18 protein-coding genes are annotated in these 20997 nt (G+C 40.8%); 5 read left to right on the top strand and 13 right to left on the bottom strand.

All coding sequences use genetic code 11. The features are described 5' to 3' along the window. Positions 1-10: 10 nt before the first annotated feature. Positions 11-1120, bottom strand: a complete 1110-nt coding sequence (locus B7E05_RS03220; RefSeq protein WP_080872474.1) for a glycosyltransferase family 4 protein — start codon at positions 1118-1120, stop codon at positions 11-13. Positions 1121-1416: 296 nt separating this feature from the next. On the opposite strand from B7E05_RS03220, the gene B7E05_RS03215 reads away from it, so the two are divergent. The 3 genes from B7E05_RS03215 to B7E05_RS03205 all read left to right on the top strand — a co-directional run bounded on the left by B7E05_RS03215 (position 1417) and on the right by B7E05_RS03205 (position 3209). Next, on the top strand, positions 1417-1839 hold the full coding sequence (locus B7E05_RS03215) for a hypothetical protein (RefSeq protein ID WP_080872472.1): 423 nt from the start codon (positions 1417-1419) through the stop codon (positions 1837-1839). A 90-nt stretch (positions 1840-1929) separates the two neighbouring features. Further along, positions 1930-2682 carry a threonine/serine exporter family protein gene (locus B7E05_RS03210; RefSeq protein WP_080872469.1) on the top strand — a complete coding sequence of 251 codons (753 nt, stop codon included), beginning with the start codon at positions 1930-1932 and terminating at the stop codon, positions 2680-2682. An 83-nt stretch (positions 2683-2765) separates the two neighbouring features. Continuing rightward, on the top strand, positions 2766-3209 hold the full coding sequence (locus B7E05_RS03205) for a threonine/serine exporter family protein (RefSeq protein ID WP_080872467.1): 444 nt from the start codon (positions 2766-2768) through the stop codon (positions 3207-3209). 117 nt (positions 3210-3326) lie between these two features. Here B7E05_RS03205 and B7E05_RS03200 read toward each other — a convergent pair whose 3' ends face one another. Both B7E05_RS03200 and B7E05_RS03195 read right to left on the bottom strand, forming a co-directional pair. Further along, on the bottom strand, positions 3327-3626 hold the full coding sequence (locus tag B7E05_RS03200) for an RpnC/YadD family protein (protein WP_281252428.1): 300 nt from the start codon (positions 3624-3626) through the stop codon (positions 3327-3329). A gap of 70 nt (positions 3627-3696) precedes the next feature. Beyond that, complete coding sequence (locus tag B7E05_RS03195; protein WP_080872462.1) at positions 3697-4605, bottom strand: Rpn family recombination-promoting nuclease/putative transposase; 909 nt, start codon at positions 4603-4605, stop codon at positions 3697-3699. Positions 4606-5520: 915 nt separating this feature from the next. On the opposite strand from B7E05_RS03195, the gene zwf reads away from it, so the two are divergent. Then, positions 5521-6996 carry a glucose-6-phosphate dehydrogenase gene (gene zwf, locus B7E05_RS03190; RefSeq protein ID WP_080872460.1) on the top strand — a complete coding sequence of 492 codons (1476 nt, stop codon included), beginning with the start codon at positions 5521-5523 and terminating at the stop codon, positions 6994-6996. A 102-nt stretch (positions 6997-7098) separates the two neighbouring features. On the opposite strand, the gene B7E05_RS03185 is transcribed toward zwf, so the two are convergent. The 10 genes from B7E05_RS03185 to B7E05_RS03140 form a co-directional block, all read right to left on the bottom strand. Further along, entirely contained in the window at positions 7099-7392 is a 294-nt protein-coding gene (locus tag B7E05_RS03185; protein ID WP_080872458.1) for a hypothetical protein, read from the bottom strand. Between the two features lie 373 nt (positions 7393-7765). Further along, the gene (dhaL, locus tag B7E05_RS03180) at positions 7766-8407 is read right to left on the bottom strand and encodes a dihydroxyacetone kinase subunit DhaL (RefSeq protein WP_080872455.1); all 642 of its coding nucleotides are present in this window, start codon (positions 8405-8407) and stop codon (positions 7766-7768) included. A gap of 17 nt (positions 8408-8424) precedes the next feature. Then, on the bottom strand, positions 8425-9426 hold the full coding sequence (locus B7E05_RS03175) for a dihydroxyacetone kinase subunit DhaK (RefSeq protein ID WP_080872453.1): 1002 nt from the start codon (positions 9424-9426) through the stop codon (positions 8425-8427). Between the two features lie 108 nt (positions 9427-9534). After that, entirely contained in the window at positions 9535-11013 is a 1479-nt protein-coding gene (locus B7E05_RS03170; protein ID WP_179134438.1) for a tripartite tricarboxylate transporter permease, read from the bottom strand. 11 nt (positions 11014-11024) lie between these two features. Then, a complete protein-coding gene (locus B7E05_RS03165; RefSeq protein WP_080872451.1) occupies positions 11025-11459 on the bottom strand; it encodes a tripartite tricarboxylate transporter TctB family protein in 435 nt (144 codons plus the stop codon). Between the two features lie 39 nt (positions 11460-11498). Further along, positions 11499-12467, bottom strand: coding sequence for a tripartite tricarboxylate transporter substrate binding protein (locus tag B7E05_RS03160; protein ID WP_080872449.1), 969 nt, complete (start codon positions 12465-12467; stop codon positions 11499-11501). A gap of 2 nt (positions 12468-12469) precedes the next feature. Continuing rightward, positions 12470-13495 carry a LacI family DNA-binding transcriptional regulator gene (locus B7E05_RS03155; RefSeq protein ID WP_080872447.1) on the bottom strand — a complete coding sequence of 342 codons (1026 nt, stop codon included), beginning with the start codon at positions 13493-13495 and terminating at the stop codon, positions 12470-12472. Between the two features lie 39 nt (positions 13496-13534). After that, complete coding sequence (locus tag B7E05_RS03150) at positions 13535-14443, bottom strand: dihydrodipicolinate synthase family protein (RefSeq protein WP_080872445.1); 909 nt, start codon at positions 14441-14443, stop codon at positions 13535-13537. 300 nt (positions 14444-14743) lie between these two features. Then, complete coding sequence (locus B7E05_RS03145) at positions 14744-17830, bottom strand: efflux RND transporter permease subunit (protein ID WP_281252427.1); 3087 nt, start codon at positions 17828-17830, stop codon at positions 14744-14746. 3 nt (positions 17831-17833) lie between these two features. Further along, positions 17834-18700 (bottom strand): efflux RND transporter periplasmic adaptor subunit, encoded by an 867-nt coding sequence (locus tag B7E05_RS03140; protein ID WP_080872442.1) that lies wholly within the window; start codon positions 18698-18700, stop codon positions 17834-17836. Between the two features lie 1270 nt (positions 18701-19970). On the opposite strand from B7E05_RS03140, the gene B7E05_RS03135 reads away from it, so the two are divergent. Continuing rightward, positions 19971-20963, top strand: a complete 993-nt coding sequence (locus B7E05_RS03135) for an ABC transporter substrate-binding protein (protein WP_080872440.1) — start codon at positions 19971-19973, stop codon at positions 20961-20963. Positions 20964-20997: the final 34 nt, after the last annotated feature.

Below are 20997 nucleotides of genomic sequence, written 5' to 3'. Positions count from 1 at the left end.
TGACAAATGCTCAGTCACTGCTTTTTCTTGATTTCTTTCTTTTTTTAAAAGGTTTAAACAAAAATGCCTTGATTCTTCTCAGCAGCGTAACAACCGGTCTTCTTCCACCCATCACTAGGCCGGCCAGTTCGGCAAAAATATGTAATAAAATAATCATCACAGCGGTAAAGATAAGGGAAATGGCTAAATCCGCCTCGGAAAAAAGGATTCCGATCACCCCAAATAATCCGCTGAACAGATAAATAATCACTACGGTTTTCCGGTGACTGTAGCCGGCATCGATTAATTGATAATGAATATGACGTCGGTCTGCTGTCATGATGCCTTCTTTGTTATACATGCGGCGAATCATCGCCACCAGTGTATCAAAGATGGGAACGGCCAGGATTACAATCGGAATAATGAAACTGAAGAAGGTAATGTTTTTAAATAAACCTAAAATAGAAATAATCGCAACGATATACCCCAACAGATTCGATCCCGTGTCCCCCATATATATCTTAGCAGGATAAAAATTATGGTATAAAAATCCGATATTTGCGCCAATAAAGGTAATACATAAATAAGCGACAAGTACCTGTGTATCCACAAGCGCCATGGCGAAAATACTGATCATGGCAATGGTTGTCACGCCGGTAGCCAGTCCGTCCAGGCCATCAATTAAATTAATGGCGTTGGTAATTCCAATAATCCAGAAGAAGGTAAGGACCGGGCCCAAAAAGCCGAGCTCCACAACACCTAAGAGCGGGATCGTAATCCGCTCAATAATCAAACCTGCATAAATAAGCAGACCTGCAGCAACCACCTGTCCGGATAATTTAACCAACGGACGTATCGTATATTTATCATCTAATGCGCCGGTAATCAAGATGATAAGCGAACCAACCAAAATTTCATCAATAAAAACATGCCTTGGCTGCAAATAAAGCATCCCAAATAAAGCACCGATAAAAATGGCTAATCCTCCCAATCTCGGTGTGACGCTTTGGTGTATTTTCCGGTGATTTGGCTTATCCATTGCTCCTATTTTCACTGCCAGTTTTTTTACTGGAAACGTAGCCAGCAAAGCTGTGACAGCAGATATGAAGAAGGCTATTGTTAAATCTATATAGTTAAGCATCGTATTCTCCTAAATCTTACATTCGTATACTCCTGAATCGCTCAGCAGCAATCATAAAATAATCTTCATACAAGTTTCCTTCGTATTTTCATGTTTTCGACATTTTTTCCTGTCGACTCCTTTAAATTATATAGGACTCTTCCTAGATTGCGCAATGATTTATCCAATTATTCTTCGGGAAACTTTCATGGCAGGGTTTTTGCTTGAATCGAAATAGACAAATATGGCTTTTATTACAGGTGAGGGTATGATACATTCAATAGTACATCAAAACTTCTCACCAGGAGGTGCCTGGATTGTTTTTATATCTCTATGTACTGGCGGCTGTTATTGCTGTTTTAGGGATTATTGCTACGTTCCGTTCCACATTGGATAACATGCTGGCAGACCCGGATCAATTTTCCGTCTATTTAAATCGTTTTTTTATCAAGGTATCTATGGTTGAAATGTTACCTATCGCCATGGTTATACTGGGATATGTTTTTTCTCCTGCTGAACAGTTGAAAATAAGTGATGCTTTCATTCCCATCATCATCGTTGCCCTTTTCATGATTATTGATATCTTTTATATTTTCTCCCAACGTTCTCCTGCAGGCGAGGTTGGAAAAGAGCTAAAGCAGCGCATCCAGTCCTTTATCCTTATCGCCATCGCTTTAGCTAACGCTATCCCTGTGATTGCTATTGTTTTTATCCTAGTAACGGTTAGCCCATCCGGATAGGTACGCTTTATTATTGGCATAGCGGAAATGCTGTAATAAAATAGAGAGAATTGACAGCGTTCATTTAGAATCGGAAGGGAGGATTATCTTTTGGAAAAACAATCTGTAACAGTGGAAAAAATTTGTTTATTAGCCGGAAAAATCATGCTGGCTGCCGGGGCGGAGACATACCGGGTCGAGGATACCATGGATCGGATTGCACGGGCTTATGGTGTCGAGCATCCGCAAAGTTATGCGACATTAACCGGGCTGCATTTTTCACCCGATTACACATCCAACAGTTACTTCTTAAGAATTACGAAACGGGCTACCGATTTACATAAAATTGATAACGTGAATCAGCTTTCCCGGGAAATTGTTGCGCTTCAACTCCCTTTGGAAAAGGCCTATAGCAAGCTGGAAACCTTAGAAACAAATGTGCCGACTTTTTCATTAAGCTTCCAAGTACTCGCAGCTACACTCGTGAGCGGTTGTTTCGCTCTCATGTTTGGCGGCACCTGGCCAGACTTTTTGCCGGCTTGTCTTGCTGGAAGCATCGGTTACTTAACGATGATTCTCTTTGATAAAATCGTTGAGATTCGCTTTCTTGCAGAGTTTATCGGATCCTCTTTCATTGGATTAACAGCTGCCACCTGCTTTCTGCTTGGCTTCGGCGCCAGTCTGGAAATGATTATCATCGGCGCTGTGATGCCACTTGTTCCCGGCCTTCCAATTACAAATGCGATTCGAGATTTAATGGCTGGCCACCTTGTTTCCGGTGTTTCCAAAGGAATCGAGTCACTACTCACAGCTGTAGCCATCGGAGCTGGAATTGCGATGGTTTATGGGTTCTTTCCGGTTTAATATTTATTTTAAAAGGGTGTTTCAAAGTCCCGCCATGTCACAAACACTTTTCGAGACACCTTAGAATGGAGGGATAACGTAACATGTTCGACATTATTGTCCAACTTGCAGCCAGCTTTATTGCGTCTGCAGGTTTTGGTGTATTGTTTAATGCGCCCAAAAAATCATTGATACCATGCGGCCTTGTCGGTATGCTCGGCTGGATTTTATTTTATACATTAAGGGAATTTCATGTTGATATCGTTGCTGCAACCACATTTGCAGCTATGCTTGTTTCCATTCTCAGTCAACTATGTTCCCGTATCCTAAAACGTCCGATCATTGTATTTACTGTGTCCGGTATTATCCCTCTTGTTCCGGGCGGTGTTGCCTACAATGCCATGCGGAACTTTGTTGAAAATGACTATAATACAGCGATTCAGCTCTCTGCGCAGGTAATGCTGCTAGCCGGGGGCATTGCGATCGGTTTAATGTTCTCCCAAGTTATTAATCAGATCATCTTGAAGTGGAATAAGGCAAAGCAGTGATGGCAGGGCGCTTCCTTTTAAAAAAGAGCGTGACTGTACAGCTTGAAACAAGGAAGTCGGTTTTTATTTAAAACAGGCTTCCTTGTGCCGCTTCATCATAGCAGATGAATTGATGGGTTATTTACTTGCAAGCTTTTTTATTTCTGCTTCGCTTAAGTCTGTAATCTCTGCAATGTCACTGATTGACATACCTCTTGTTATCAGTTTCAATGCTACCTCCCGGTTCCGCTTTTCTATCCCCTTTTCTATCCCTTCTTCTATCCCTTCTTGCTTCCCTCTCTCAAAATAAGAATTCGGCAGCTGCATGACCATTTCTTTTTCCTCTTCTGGCAAGTTTTTCATTTTCTCCATCATCTGTTCCTCCTCTTTGTTTCGTTTTAAATAAGTCTCGAAATAAATTTTGCTTCCTATAAACAAAGTGAACCAATTTACATGTAAACCAGCTCACTTTGTTTGGTTATGGAAACAGATAACCTATTTTATTTGTTTACTCACTAGCAAGCTTTTTAATTTCTGCTTCGCTTAAATCTGTAATCTCTGCAATATCACTGGTTGACATACCTCTTGTTATCAGTTTCAAAGCTAACTCCCGGTTCCGCTTTTTTATCCCCTTTTCTATCCCTTCTTCTATCCCTTCTTGCTTCCCTCTCTCAAAATAAGAATTCGGCAGCTGCATGACCATTTCTTTTTCCTCTTCCGGCAAGTTCTCCATTTTCTCCATCATTTGTTCCCCCTCCTTTTTGTTTAGTTTTAAATAAGTCTCGAAATAACCGTAAAGGAATTCCATTTGCACCGGATTGATTTTCATGCGGGTAATCATACGCAGAAATTCCAACTTTACTTGGACACGCTCGTGTTCTTCATAGCCCATCTGACTAAGCAACGCTGCTGCGGCCGGGTTATCTGATTGAATATATTCTTTCCAGTTTTTCTTTCTTAATTGTAATTGCAAAAAGTTAAATTGAAGTACTTCTTGGGTGGGTGTATTGATTTTGAATTGTGTCGGTTCTTCTTGGCTTCTATTATAACTCAAAACGGCGATGGGTTGAATTGGTTTGCGGTGTTTGGCGTAAAGATAGCTGAAGTAGAGAAACATTCTTTCGGGGAAATTTGCTTCATGGGTGGATTGCGCTTCGGTATGAATATGGAGAATTTTATCCTCGTAATGCAACTTCACTTCGGCGAGCACGTCAATTTCCTTTTTGGAGCCTTCGATGTAGTCCAGGTAGACTTCCTGCTCTAGGAATGTGACGTTGGTGAAATCAATGTAGGGGTGAAGGTCGGGGAAAAATCCTTCGATGAACTCTTCGAAAAACTCTTGTATCAGCTTTTTTGTCAGCCGATCATGTTTCATGTAATCTGCTTTTTCTTCGAATATAACGGGCGCTGTAAACAATAGAACACTTCCTTTCGTTGAATTATTTACATTTTAGCAATTATTCTGAAATAAAGCTAGTATTATTTTATCTCACTTCATCAGGGTGTTATTTCTTCCATGCGCTGTAGAATCCTATTAAAGCGCAGGCCAACCACGAAGAACGAGTGGTTTACAGGCTAAAACCGTGACTCCAGTCACAACGCCTGCACTTGCACGTCGTGGGACTGCGGTTACTCGCCCCATCGAAAACATTTGTGCATCGCAGGGCGAGCTGAAGATCCACTTGAAAAGCGGTTTTCTTTTCAAGTTAGCTGAAGCCGTCCCCATGGCAGACTAAGATCGCAACGTCCTGGGGTTGCGCTTACTCACCCCACCGAAAACATTTGTTGCAACGTCTGCACTAGTACGTCCTGTACGTCGGAAAGCGTAGTGGTTGGCCGGAGCGGAAGCTATACACCCTACCATGTTCAAAAAATACAAGAATGATTGAACGAAAAGCAAGCATGATAATAGCGATCATGTTCATCCTGGAACAGCAAGGCTTATATGCTTATTCTTAAGTACGAAAGTTGAGTTTTTAATAAGAGAATATCCTATATCGTCCTGTTGATAATGCACAAAAGACGTTGGCATGAAAGAGGACTTTTTAACTCCAATTAATTTCAGAAAAATAAATCTATTAACTCCTTTTTCGAGGTAAATAAATTGACAAAGCCACGGCTCATTCTGTAAAGTTAATGATTAATCCCCTTCTATCTTTAGGGAATTTTAATGTTTGATTGTTTATTCAAAAAGTTTTAATAAAATCAGCAATCCATCATTCACGAATCCATAAAAACCGTGATGGATATAATATGCAGAGATTTATTTATGAGCTTATGAAGCAGCATTTTGAACATCTTTACAGAAACTAAAGAATTGAGGAATCTAATCATGAGTGAAACTATACAACCAAAAGCAACGATTGTGATTTTTGGAGCCACTGGCGATTTGGCAAATCGCAAATTATACCCTTCCATTTACCGTCTTTATAAGAGCGGTAAATTAGATGAGAATTTTGCTGTAATTGGCCTTGCCCGCCGCGGATGGAATAACGATATTATCCGTGAGAAGGTGGCGCAATCCATTCAAGGACTCGTTTCTGAAGATGAAGACGTATCCGAATTCACGTCTCATTTTTACTATAAATCGTTTGATGTTACATCTACAGAGTCCTATAATGACTTGAAATTTATGGTGGAGTCGTTGGAACGGGAATACCGCACAGAAGGCAACCGCTTGTTTTATTTAGCTATGGCTCCTGACTTCTTTGGCACCATTGCCAATCAGTTGAAAGATCATGGTTTAAAAGAAACATCCGGCTGGACACGATTAGTGATTGAAAAACCATTCGGCCATGACTTGCCATCTGCTGAGAAATTGAATCAAGAATTACAAGCTGCTTTTAATGAAGATCAAATTTACCGTATCGACCATTATCTTGGAAAAGAAATGGTTCAAAATATTGAGGTTATCCGTTTTGCGAATGGCATCTTTGAACACTTATGGAATAACCAATTTATCAATAATATTCAAGTAACCAGCAGCGAAACGCTTGGTGTAGAAGAGCGCGCACATTATTATGATACATCCGGCGCAACCAGAGATATGATCCAGAATCATATGCTGCAGATGGTCGCCTTGCTTGCGATGGAGCCTCCAATTAATCTGAGCACAGAAGAAATCCGCTCAGAGAAAATTAAGGTATTGCGTGCATTACGTACGATTGAAGAAGAAAAAGTAAGTAAATATTTTGTCCGTGGACAATATGGTGCCGGGGAAATCGACGGTGAGAACGTAATTGGTTATCAAGATGAAGCGGATGCTTTAAAGGATTCTGCTACGGAAACATTTGTTGCAGGAAAGCTGGTTATTGATAACTATCGCTGGGCCGGTGTTCCATTCTATATCCGTACAGGAAAACGAATGAAGGAAAAGTCAACAAAAATTGTCGTGGAATTTAAAGATATTCCTATGAATCTGTATCATAAAAAAGATGATTTACGCAATCCGAACTTGCTTGTCATCAATATTCAACCGAATGAAGGGATAACCCTGCATCTGAATGCCAAGAAAACCGGAAATGGCAATTTAACCGAGCCTATTCAACTTGCTTATCATCAGGACGCCGCTTCCGGTATCAATACGCCGGAAGCTTATGAAAAACTGCTCTATGATAGCATGATTGGCGATGCAACCAACTTTACACATTGGGATGAAGTCGCGTTATCCTGGGAATTTGTTGACCGTATTTTAGCAAGCTGGTCTAATGAAAAGCCAGACTTTCCAAACTATGCGTCCGGTTCAATGGGGCCAAAAGCTGCTGATGAATTATTAGAAAAAGATGGCTTCCATTGGTGGCCGGAATAAGTATTATCATCGGATAATGAAATTTTCATCGGGAAATCCGTTTCCCTATATTAAAAAACCATCCTGCTTCGTTCAATCAAGCAGGATGGTTTTTATTTGTTTTTAATACCTTTTCGGTTGGAACACGGATATAATTAAGACAATACAAGTAGCCCAATGCAGCACCATACCTACTAAAGGAATAAAGCCGATAATGCTTGTCACAATACCTAAAATACTACCTGCTATCCACCGTCCATCACGGTTAGCGAGGAATAATGTAATAATATGAAGAATTAACATAACAAATAGTGGTGTATATCCGGATCCCATAATGTACACGCCGCCAAAAAGCGGAATTCCTAATAATCCTTCAAAGATACCAGTTATTAATTGCATCACTTGGGATATTATCATTTTATTTACCTTCTTTCCGTTACCCTTTTTTCTTTATCATACCCGATTTACTCTATTTTGAACAAAAACGAGAACGAAAGAATGAAAATGCTCATCAATATATTGCCGGCTTCTACAAGGCAGCTGCTTACCCTGTGTTTCCGTTTCATCATAACTTGTATCCTCTCTTTTATTCTACCCGAAATTACTACAAATACTGCAAAAAAATGTTTGTTTACATTTTGGTGTTGAACGTCATTTTATTGTTCTTCAGCTATTCATGTAGCTTACACCTGTACAATATCGGTATTTCATTACTTTTTACAAACAAAAAACAAGGGGAGCCGTGATGTCACAGCTGCTTCCCCTTGTTTTTTGCCTCTAAGGTATTTGGTTAACCTTTGTTCAAGTACACATCAAATCCTTTTACGATAAGCGCGCCGACTGTTGCACCAGGATCCTGATGTCCAATAGACTTTTCAAAATAGCGTTCTGCTCTTCCATGTTTCGATTGCAGATTTTTTGTATTTTCAGCACCGTCCATTGCCTTTTGATAAGCAGCAGCTGCCGCTTCCTCCAATGAAAGTCCCTGGTTAACAGATTCTTCTAACGCATCCACTGCAGGATATAAAGAATCTAAAATGGTTTTATCACCTAATTCAGCCTTGCCGCGTTTGCGGATTCCTTCAATCATGCCTTTAAAAAACAAAGCAACGTCGGACGTGTCCAGTTCTTCTTTCTCTTTTAACGCTTTTCCAGCTTGCATCAGTGCTGATGCTAAAATAGTTCCAATAGTTGAAGGCACCGCTTCAGCTAAGGTAAAACCGCTCTTTTTCACAAACAATCCGATATCTGTTACATCCATATTTGCTGTTTCGTCTATGATAGATTTAAATCCCTTTGTCACTGTCAAACCAATGTCCCCATCACCAAGCGCTCCATCTAATTCACATAAGTAATCTTTTTGTTCTTCCATAATGGTTTTTATTTCGACAAATATATTTTTCATATCCTGTACATCTAATTTACGTCCCATTCCTCATCATCTCCTCTCTAAACTTGAACATGGAAAGGTGTCGTATACGGTGTATTTAAAAGTCTCTTGAGCTCGTCATCTAATTTCAACACAGAGATTGATAAACCGGCCATTTCCAGAGAAGTCGCATATTCCCCTATATATACTTTATCCATCGTGATATTTTTTTCTTGGAATATATTGCTCACCTTACGAAAAATAATATATTGCTCTTCTAATGGGGTTGCTCCAAGTCCATTTACTAAAACAGAAACTTCATTTCCTGCTTCTAATGATAAATCACTGGAAATCTTGGAAACGATGGTCTCAGCGACTTCGTCAGCTGTTTGTATTTCCCCTTTATAATAGCCAGGCTCCCCATGGATTCCCATACCAATTTCCATGTGTCCTTCTTCTATTGTAAATGACGGTCTCCCTACTTCCGGCAATATACATGGACTCAATCCTACACCCATTGTTCTGACAGATTGGTTGGCTCGTTTCGCGACTTCTGCTACTTCTTCTAAGGAAGCTCCTTCTTCCGCTTTAGCACCAGCCAATTTATAAAGGTAAAATAAACCGGCTACCCCTCTGCGCTGATCTTCTTGTCCTTTTGGCATAGAGGCTACATCGTCTGTGCCGATTACTGTAGCGGTTTCGATATCTTCCATTTCCGCCATTTCTGCAGCCATATCAAAGTTCATAACGTCGCCGCCGTAATTCCCGTATAAATAAAGAACGCCTTTTCCACTGTTTACTTCTTTTGTAATATCGAATATTTGTTTGGAACTCGGAGAAGCAAATATTTCTCCTACTGCCACCCCATCAAGCATTCCTTTTCCAATATAGCCCAGGAACAGCGGTAAATGGCCAGACCCTCCGCCGGAAACAATAGCAACTTTATCTTGTACAGGTGCATCTTTTCTGGCAAGGTTCTTTGGATTATTCTCAACCGATTTTAATAAGTCAGAATGAGCTATTAATAATCCTTCTAACATTTCACTGACAACATTCTCTGGTTTATTAATAAATTTTTTCATTATCTTCTCCTCCAATTATTTTTTTAATAGGAACCCTTTGATGGACAGAAAGCATATCCAACTGGACGTTTCATCATCGTTTGATAAATCAGATGCAATCATTACTGCTTACAAAGTTTCTTTCGCTTTTAATTTGCGTATAACCGGGATAACAATGGAAACAGCTGCAATGATTAGTAAAATGAGAGCAATCGGGCTCGTTAGAAAAATCATCATCCCATCACCCTGACTAATTACCAGTGCTCTGCGGAAGTTTGACTCCGCCATTGGACCGAGTATCAATGCTAAAATAAGCGGTCCTAACGGAATATCGAGCTTCTTAAATAAGAAACCGGCTATTCCTGCTATTACCATAACCCACACATCAAAATAGGAATTGTTAATTGCGTAAGATCCAATGACACAGAAAATAATTATTGCTACCCAGATAATCTCCTGTTTAATCAGCATGATGCGCGAAAATAAATTAGATCCTAACAAACCGATGACGATCACTAAAATATTAGCAATAATCAAAAGCCCGAAGATTAAATGCACCATTTCAATATTATCTGTAAACAAAGCCGGACCAGGGTCAAGACCATACATCATTAATGAACCAATCAATATCGCCGTTACTGCGTCACCAGGCAGCCCCAATGTCATCATGGTTGTAAAAGCTCCACCGATCACAGCATTATTTGATACCGCAGCAGATGTGACCCCTCCAAGCGAGCCGTTCCCATATTCCTCTTTCTTCTCTCCCTTTGACATATTTTTATTCTGGTTCCAGGAAATCATCGATGCTATATCTCCGCCTGCTCCAGGAATAGCGCCAATAAATGTTGCTAATACAGAAGAGACTAGAAACGGTCGCCGCACTTCTTTTCGTTCCGCTTTTGTTGGGATAATTCGTCCTACTTTTCTTTTCTCTACTTTAATATTTTCATTTTTGCCTAACATTTGGCTGAATACTTCCCCTAAACCGAATAGACCTATCATCACCGGTATGAAAGAAAAGCCTTCCAATAACGGAGGATAGCCATATGTAAAGCGTGGAATATTCATTATCGGATCCAAACCAATTGTAATAATAAACAGACCGATAAATCCGGAGATAAGGCCCTTTATAATTGATTTGGAAGCAACGCTAATCATAATGGATAACCCAAATACCGCCAGGGAAAAATATTCCGCCGGTCCGAAGCTAAGCGCAAATTTTGAAATTGGCACGGAAGCGACGATTAAGAACAGCACACTTACCAGACCGCCTAACCCGGAATAGATAGCATTAATTCCGAGTGCTATCCCTTCTTTTCCTTTCTGTGTCAATTTATATCCATCAAATGTCGTTACAACAGAGGCAGGAGTTCCCGGGGTATTTACAAGAATAGCCGGTATATCCCCCGCAAAAATGGCTGTACAGTAAATGGCAATCAGCATAGCCAACCCGTCTGCCGGTTCCAGCCAAAAAGTAAGCGGTGTTAAAACAGCTACCCCCATTGTTGCTGTCAATCCGGGAAGTGCTCCGATAAATAACCCCAGTACAGAACCAAGGATCATAAAGAGAATCACACTTGGTTGAAATAGTTGAATGATTGTATCCACATAAACACCTCCTAAAAAACAATATTTAAACCTTCAACAAAAACAAAGTAAATAAACAAGGTTAATACCACAGACGTCATTACTGATGTGATCCATTTGAGTTTAAAAATCATACTAACGACAAACAAACTGATGAACGAAAGGATAATAAAATTTATTTTGCCTAGTAGAAGTACAAAAACAAAAATGGTCGCTAATAACAACATGAAACGGACTAATTTCTTTTTCTCTTCTTGTGTAAATAAAGGAATATTACCACTTTTCCGAATAGTAGATATTGTATCTATCAATAAAAGAACAGCGAGACCAATAAGTGCAAATCTTGGGAAAATTGCTGGTCCTGAATCCTCTATACCAAAACGAGTCGGGAAAAAGAAAGTTAAAACGAATAGGTAAACAATCGCCACAAACAATATGGCATTAAATATCAGATTGGTTTTTTTCATTAATATTTCCTCCCCTCATCTATCATTTATGCTAATCCATTACTGCATCTGGATGGTTGGAATAAATTCATTGTAAAAATCGTATTCTCCCAACACAAATTCCTTAAAATCTTCATTGGATAAATATGCAGGGGTCAACCCATTCGTTTCTGCTAATCGCTTGAATGTATCCGTTTCCATACTTTTGTTAATTGCATGATCTAAAGCGTCCACAATTTCCTGTGGCGTATCTTTTGGTGCGACAAATCCTCCCCAAGCTCCTAACGTAAGGTCTATACCTTCTTCTTGAAGGGTAGGAACATCCGGTACAATCGGATCCCGTTCTTCTCCCATAACAGCTAGTACCTTTAAGTCTCCACCGTCTATGCCTGCCTTGACTTCAGATGGGCTTACAGAAACAGCATCGATGTGACCGCCGAGAAGCGAACTGACTGCTGGAGCAGCTCCCTCAAACGGGACATAATTAAAAGAAGTTCCCGTTTCCTGAGCTAAAGCAGCTGCGGCAATGTGCCATATAGAACCCGTTCCGGAATTCCCTATTTGGATTTCTCCCGGATGTTCTTCCGCATAGTCAAGAAATTCTTCCAACGTATCGTACGGTGCATCGGCCGGTACAGTAATCGCAGGCGGTATCGTCATAATCCGGCTGAGATATTCAAAATCTTCTGGTGGAACATTAGCAATTTCCAGACTTTCATACATGGATAATTCCACTGGAACATAACCAATTCTATAACCATCAGGAGATGATGCCATTACATCATAGACGCCGATTGCTCCGGAACCTCCTGTTTTATTAATAATCACAACAGGAACGCCTAATTCATTTTCCATTTCCATCGCTACTGCCCTGGATACCATATCAGAGGCGCCTCCCGTATCAAATGGCACAACTAAACTGATTTGTTCATCCGGATAATTTTCGACGTTTTCTTGCGTTGTTGTACTGCACCCTACAAGGAACACAATACTCAGTAATCCAATTAAAACTTTATACATACTGTTCATTATCATCCCTCTTTATTCGTATTTAAACGCGCACAACTTTCTCCAATCTCTAATTTCGGTTTAATCACAATCTGCTTCGGTTCATAAGCTTCTTTCAATGTCAGCCGGTTCTTCAATAAACTTGCCGCTTCTGTTCCAATTCGCTTCATCGGCTGCGTAATCAAGGTCAGTTTAGGAGTGATCAATTCCCATTGTTCTCTATCGCCAAATGCGATGACAGACATATCCTCCGGCACTTTGAGATCTTGCTCTATAAGAGCTTTTAAAACGCCTTTTGTCATCGTATTATTACAACTATATATAGCTGTTGGCGGTTCTTGAAGTAACAGCATTTCCTTCGTTTCCCGATAGGCCTCTTCTTCATGAAACCAGCCCTGGCGGATATATCTTTCATCGATCGGATTTCCCAGCTCTTCCATCGCGTCTACTGCGCCTTGATACCGTCCCCTGCCATTGGAATGATTTTGATGTCCAAATAAAAGCGCAATTTTATGATGGCCCAGTTTATTTAAATAAGAAATAGCTTCATAAGATCCATAGTAATTGTCATCTTCAATGCTATCGGTTAAAACGCCATCAGCAAGCCGGTCCACTGCGATAACTGGAATGCCACGGTCTTGTACATCTTCAATTAACGCTTTATTCCCTCCGGTCGGGACCAATACCAAACCGTCTACTTGCTGTTCTAAAATCAGCTGGATCAGTTCACTTTCCTGTTTTGTATCATCATTATGACTCATCAAAATCATATGGCAGCCTATGGAACGAATTGTCTTTTCAATCTCTTTGGCAATAGACATTAAATAAGGATTATTAATATAGGAAACAATCAATCCTATTTTATTGGTTCGCTCCGCTTTTAAACTGCGTGCGTTTGCATTCACTTGATAACGGAGCTTATAAACGGCATCCTGAACACGTTTAGCTGTGCTTTCACTGACGTATCCTGTTTTATTTAATGCTTTTGAAACCGTACTGATAGCTACATCGGCTTCTTTAGCAACTTCTCTGATTGTTATTTTTTTCATCTCTATTCAAGCCTCCATCTGTGTAATCAACACAGTGAATTATACTTGAATCGTTGCCGAATGTCTTTCAAGTGATTTCAGCTCATCCGTTAAAGAATCGATAGCTTTCTGATCAAGATCCAACTGTGGTTTTTTCATTGCTCCTGCTTCTACTCCCCGATGTTTTAACGCTTCTTTAAAGTAGGACATATTCGCTCCGCCTTTCAGCGCGACACAATATGCTGCTGCTTCTTTCTGATACTTTCGGGCACTTTCGATATCCCCTTCCTGATATGCTTTATATGTAGCAATAAAAGGCTCCGGATATGCACTGGAAACACCGGACACCGTCCCGTCACATCCCATTGCCAGCGCTGGTAAGAGTAGTCTGTCTGTTCCGGTTAGCACCGAAAAATGACCGTTATTGATATTGAGATACTCCGATAACCGGACAAAATCAGGATAGCTGTATTTCATACCGATAACATTCTCTGTTCTATCTACGATACGCTGCGCCACTTCTGGTAACAGTTCATTAGCAGAAGCCTGCGGAATATTATATAAATAAATTGGAAAATCAGCTGGAACGCTTTTCGCAACTGTTACATAAAATTCTTCCATTTCTGTATCGTTTGTACCCAGGAAATACGGTGTTACGACACCGATACCGTCAGCACCGATGCTGCTTGCATGTTGCGCCAGTTCAATGGTGTCTTCCTGTGTCTGTGCGCCTGTCTGTATAAAGACAGTGACTCGGTTGGCTGCTTGTTTTACAATGGTTTCCGCAACCAGTTTTCTTTCCTCCACATTCAGCTTGTTCATTTCTCCTGTTGTACCAAGCGGAAATAGACAATCTACTCCTTTATTGATTAAAAAATCAGTCACATCTTTTGTTTTCTCTAAATCTATTTGTCCTTCATCTGTAAATGGTGTTACCATCGCTGTCGTAATTCCATATAATTTTTTCATTGAAAGCCCTCCCATAATTATGTATATTTCGGAAAACGTTTTCCGTTTTATTAAAAAAATAATTGTTTTCCATCGTATACTGCATATACATAACGGAAAACGTTTTCTTGTTTGTGTATTATATAGGCATCTTTTTAAAAATGCAACAACTTTTTAAAAATTTATTTAAGATGATATAATCCTGATTAAAAAAAGCCTTTCAGAAAGCGTTTCTTCTTCCTGAAAGACTTTTAAATGAATCGCCGTATCACGCTTCACAAATATTTTGTGTTGAAAACCTCTACTGCAACTCATTTTCCTTTATTTCTCTGTTTTAGCTGCTTTAGCCGCTTTCTTCCGTTTTCTTCTCCCCGTTACTTTCTTCGTCATATTATCAAAGATAAGGTAAATAACCGGAACAAAGAATAACGTAAAGATACTAGAAACAGTTAATCCAAAAATAATCGTAACAGCTAACGGCTGCTGGAGTTCCGCTCCTTCGCCGATGCCTAACCCTAATGGAATCATCGCCAAAATCGTTGTGAGGGATGTCATTAGAATCGGGCGCAATCTGGAGCGTCCTGCTTCAATAATGGCTTCTATCTGGTCCATCCCGCGTCTGCGCAGAATATTGATGTAATCTACGAGCACAATGGAATTATTTACGACGATACCGGCAAGCATGATGAGACCGATAAAACCGGCGACACTGAGAGGGATATTTGTCATAAATAATCCGACGATGACCCCAATAATGGTTGTTGGCAATGCAAACATAATGATAAATGGCTGCAGCAGGTTCTCAAATTGTACGGCGAGCACGATGTATACTAAGAAAATCGAGAATATAAGCGCCAGCCCAAGCTCTATAAAGGCTTCTTCCATATCTTCTGCCTGACCGCCTATGTTATACGAATAGCCTTCTGGAAAATGCATTTGATCGAGTGTTGTTTCAATATCGGTTACAACACTTCCCAAATCACGGCCCACGACACCGGAACTCACATTCATCTGCGCCTGCTGGTTTTCTCTTAAGAGCGTTTGCGGTCCTTCAGCCTGTTCTATTTCTACCAGCTCATCCAATGGAACCGTTGCTCCAGACGGTGATTGCATCGTGGTATCCAGCAAGTCTTCTATACTTGTACGTTCGTCTTCCGGATAAGAAAGCGTCATATCAATTTCCTGGCCTTCTTCCCGATACTGGCCGACAACTTGCCCGGAGAATTTCATTTCCAGCTGACTTGTAATCTGTGCTTCCGTTAAACCATAGCTGGAGGCAAGGTCTTCATCTACTTGAATCTCCATTTGCGGAATACCATCTTCTGCAGCAGAAGATGTATTGGTAACCCCATCTATCTCTTCAATTTCTGTAAGAATCTGTTCGGATAAATCAATCAGCGTATTATTTTCAGGTCCATTTAATTGAATGGTCACCGGATCTCCCATTTGCATGCCGCCATCCATGGAAGAAGCTGTAATATCTGCTCCGGCAATCTGTTGGACACGTTCATCGATTTCCAACATGATTTCGTCGGTGGACCGATCTCGTTCCGATGCCGGTAATAATTGCATCGTATATGTGGATTGATTCATACTTCCTGTCATATCAGCTGCACCGACAGTAACATAGCTGACATCCATATACGATTCATAATCAGCCAAAATAGCATCGACTTGCTCTGTGATATCGACTGTATAATCTAATGTGCTTCCCGGCGGGGTTTCCACCGTAATTTGTCCTTGCCCCTGATCGGCAGAAGGCATAAATTCCATTCCAATTCTCGGAATCAGGAATAAGCTTCCAATAATCGCTGCTATGGTGACAAGCACCGTTGTTTTCCGGAATTTGAGGACCTTCTCCAGCCCGCTGCTATAACGATTCCGCAGCCAATTCAAGAACCGTTCAAACCAATATCTTTTTCCGGAACCTTCCATCACATTGGCTAATAGTTTGGAAGAGAACATCGGTACCAATGTAATCGCAACGACTAAGGATGCAATTAAAGAGAAAGACACTGCCAATGCCAGCGGTGTAAATAAGTCCGATGACATTCCTTCTACAAAGATAATTGGCAAAAACACGACTAATGTTGTTGTCGTCGAAGCAATAACAGCTGGTGCCAGCTCAATCGATCCTTTGGTTGCCGCTTCAAACAGGCTGTATCCTCTCCTTCGATACGAGAAGATATTCTCCAGTATAATAATGGAGGAATCCAGCATCATACCGATTCCAAGCGCCAATCCGCCTAAAGAGAGCACATTCAATGTCTGACCTGTAAAGTACATCAAGACAAAGGTGGCAATAATCGCAATGGGAATCGATAGACCAATCACAATGGTCGCACGGACACTCTTTAAGAAAAGAAGTAGAATAATAAAGGCGATGACTCCGCCGATGAGAATATTATTGATAATCGAATCGATAGACATCTCGATAAAATCGGATGTATCAATGATGGTATTAAGACCAAGACCTTCCGGCAACTCTTCCGTCATTCCCGGCATGGCATCGGTTATATTATTGGCTACTTCCACCGTATTGGCATCAGTCTGCTTCATGATGGAAAGTACAATCGCATGCTCGCCATTGACCATTGTTTCCGAGGATGCCTCTTTAAAATCATCTTCTACCGTTGCAATATCGGAAATATGGACAACGCCACCTGATTCGGACTGTATCTGTGTATTTTCAATATCTTCTATGGTTTCAAATTCACCTGTCACGCGAATCTGTAAATCCTGGTCTCCTTGTTCCACTGTCCCGATGGAGGAAGAACTGTTGGCACTCCCAAGTGTATCCATGACTGTTTGCGGTGTCAGGTCATACTGTTCCAGACTTGCTTCATCCAGCTCAATTTGTATTTCTCTTTCCAAGCCTCCTTCAATCGTGACCGAGGCTACACCTTCTTGTCTTTCAAAGAAAGGAATGATTTGCTGGTCTGCTATTTCGGTTAACTGCGCTAAATCATTCCCTGTCAACCCTAAGTACATAACTGGAAGGGAATCCGGACTGAAACGGAGAATACTCGGATCTCCTGCCTCTTCCGGCAGCATCCCTTTCACTTGATCAACTTGCTCTCTTACATCCAGTAAAGCCTGGTCTAAATCTGTTCCATTTTGAAACATCATCATGACCATAGAAGAACCAGACTGTGATTGTGATTGAACCGTATCTATCCCTTCTACGGAACTTACAGCTGATTCCAGCGGCCTGCTGATGGAATTCTGCACATCTTCAGGAGCTGCATCTTGATAATTTGTCGCAACAACGGCTACGGGCAAATCGATTTCAGGGAAAAGATCAACTGCAAGATTTCGCAAGGACATGAATCCTAATGCAAGAACAGCTAATACGATCATGATGACGCCAATTGGTCGTTTTACAGAAGTTTTTATAAGCTGTTTCACAATCTATTCCCCTTTCACGACTTCGACAGCATCGCCGTCTTCTAGTCCCGACTGTCCTGTTATCACAATTTCTTCTCCTGCTTCCACATCTCCTTCTATTGCTGTTTGCTGCGATTGCATCGTAACCACAGAAATCTCTCGCTGTTCTGCTGTATCTTCATCTGTAACAACAAATAGAAAGGATTCTCCTGCATTTTCTACAACGGCTTCTGTCGGTACAAGAAGCGCATCTGATTCCACGGTTTCATTCACTGCTATTTTAGCAGCCGCTCCGGAAACAAACGATGCATCTCCTGCCTCCAATGCAGCAGTAACCGGGTATAATCCTGTATCATCCGGCACTTTATCCATATTGGTAACCGTCCCTGTTTTTTCTTCTCCACTTACAGTGACAGTCACTTCGTCCTCTATATTTAAAAGATTAAGTATACTCTCTGAAGCATTTCCGGTTGCTTTCCATTCATCCGTATCAGCAATCATAATAAAAGGTTCTTCTGGATCGATATTCTCTCCTTCCTCTGCCTGAATTTGAATGATTTCCCCAGCCTCTGGTGCATCTACAGATTGTGTATTGCCATCCAGCGTCAATGTGGCAATGGTTTCATCTTCTTCTACTGTATCACCGATGTTCACTTCCAGCGCATCCACTTCCAAAGGTTGTTCTATCATCACCGGGGTCATCCCGGAAGCTTCCAGCCGAGCGTGGAATGTTCTTTCCCGCGTCAGGTCCCCTTTCTCAATCTCCTCTGCTTGTACAGAAGTTACCCCCTCCTCCTGCGTTTCTTCCGCAGATTCATTGTCGTCTTCTGTACATGCCGCTAAAAAAAGCAGCATAAGCACCAATCCAATTGCTCCAATACGTTTTTTCATGAGTGTGCATTGACTCCTTCCATGTTTTATCCAGATAATACTGGCTCTCTTTCCATATTTTTATTCCTTTACGTAGTACGAAAGTGATATAACATTTGTTTCAAAATTTTTATTTTTAGTTTACCTCTTTTTACATACCGCCACAAACTTGGATTCCCTTTCGAACAAAACATGTTAAGTTTGAATTTATTAACTCAACTTTCGCGCCTAAGAATAAGTATATAAACCTTGCTGTTTCAGGATGACCAGGATATGGAGTATTGCTCCGCTCCGGCCAACCACTCCGCTTTCCATGGGGACGGCTTCAGCTAACTTGAAAAGAAAACCGCTTTTCAAGTGGATCTTCAGCTCGCCCTATTCCCATAGGAGTCTCCATGGTTGGCCTGCGCTCTAATAGGATTCTGCGGCGCATGGAAGAAATAACATACTGATAAAGGGAGATAAAATAATCACTTTTCAGCCTAAATAAACCAATCATTCTGGTATTTGAAATGGTTGCATGACAGCATGGATTATTCATATCGAGAATAGCTTTCATGCACAGAAAGGAATGGTTGCTGAACATTTTACCACACACTAAAAAAACTGGTTCTGTCTAATCTAACTTTTATTTGTTGAGCTATTACAACCGCATAGAATATCCCACTAGCGGAGGAGGATCGTTTTGACTCCTGAGGGATCAGCACCATCTGAAGATGCCCTTTTGCCAAGTGCTCTTCTTGGCAAAAGTTAGCTGAAGAGCGTGCCCCTAGGCAGACTAAGAACGCAACGTCCTGTTGCAAGGTCTGCACTAGTACGTCCTGTACGTCGGAAAGCAAAACGGTCCGCCGTAGCGGTCGCCTTACCTTCTATTTTTTGTCAACAGATGTACGGAAGCAACAATCAACCCTTGTTTCGATGGAAAGGAAGTTACTTTTTTAAGTACGAAAGTTGAGTTATTAAAATTAGTTCTATTTTCCGACGATTTCTATGTAATATTGAGTATTCTCGACAATTATAAAGATAACGACATTTAAACTTGGCTTATCCTCGTTTTACATAGAAATTTGCACTATTTTCCGCTTTTAAGCGCTTTGTTAATTTTTATGCGTATAAGGTATAATAAAGAATCGAATCATAGCTATCTTCTTCCTGACTGCATTTATCCTCATCCAGCCCATAATAAAATACTATCATTACCAATTGTAAAATGTTTCTGTTCTACAAGCTATTTTGCATTTTTTACCCATTTCATACCTGAAAATTGTCAAAATAAAAAGGAGATGGAAAAATGAGAAAATTATTATTTGTATTCATGACTGCATCTGTTCTTATTTTAGCTGCTTGCAGTGATTCATCCAGTGATGAAATTGAAACAATTGTTTTTGCTGATGCCGGCTGGGACAGCGTGAATGTACATAATTATATTGCCGGTACGATCATTGAAGAAGGATATGGCTATGAAACAGACATCACTTCGGGTTCGACCCCGGCAACCATGCAAGGGTTAAGTGATGGAGATATTCAAGTCAATATGGAGGTCTGGACAGATAATATCCGGGAGCTTTATGAAGAGCTAACAGAAGCAGGAGATATTGAAACATTATCGGTGAACTTTGATGATAACGATCAAGGTATTTACGTCCCTGCTTATGTGATTGAAGGCGATCCGGAAAGAGGGATTGAACCGCTTGCGCCGGACTTGAAAACCGTAGAGGACTTAAAGAATTATCCAGAAGTATTTGAAGACCCGGAAGATCCCGGTAAGGGCCGTTTAATTAATGCTCCAAGCGGCTGGGAAGTAGAACAGGCGATTAATGCAAAATTTGATTTTTACGGACTTGATGAATCATTTAATAATTTTAGTCCAGGATCTGATTCAGCTATTATTACAGATTTAGCGCGCGCTTATGAAGCAGGAGAAGGCTGGGTTGGCTATTACTGGTCTCCTACTGCGATTACAGCAAAATATGACTTGGTTCTATTAGAGGAAGAGCCTTATGATGAAGAAGTTTGGGAAGAATCCAGAGGGACAGAATTCCCTCCAAACGATGTTGTTATTTCCGTTCATCCGGATTTTCCGGAACAGGCGCCAGAAGTTACCGAGTTTCTGGAGCAATATGAAACTAGCAGTGCCCTGACGGAAGAAGCATTGGAATATATGGATGAAAATGGCGCTTCCACCGAAGAAGCTGCTATATGGTGGATGCAAGAACATGAAGATATTTGGACAGAATGGGTTTCTGAAGACATTGCCCAAGATGTGCTTGATTCATTGGAATAGTTAAATGAGGAACATATGGAGTAGCTTGCCCTCA

Source organism: Oceanobacillus timonensis (assembly GCF_900166635.1).
Taxonomy (GTDB): domain Bacteria; phylum Bacillota; class Bacilli; order Bacillales; family Amphibacillaceae; genus Oceanobacillus; species Oceanobacillus timonensis.
The sequence above is the reverse complement of the archived record's forward strand: the minus strand, read 5'-3'. Positions and strand labels throughout refer to the sequence as shown.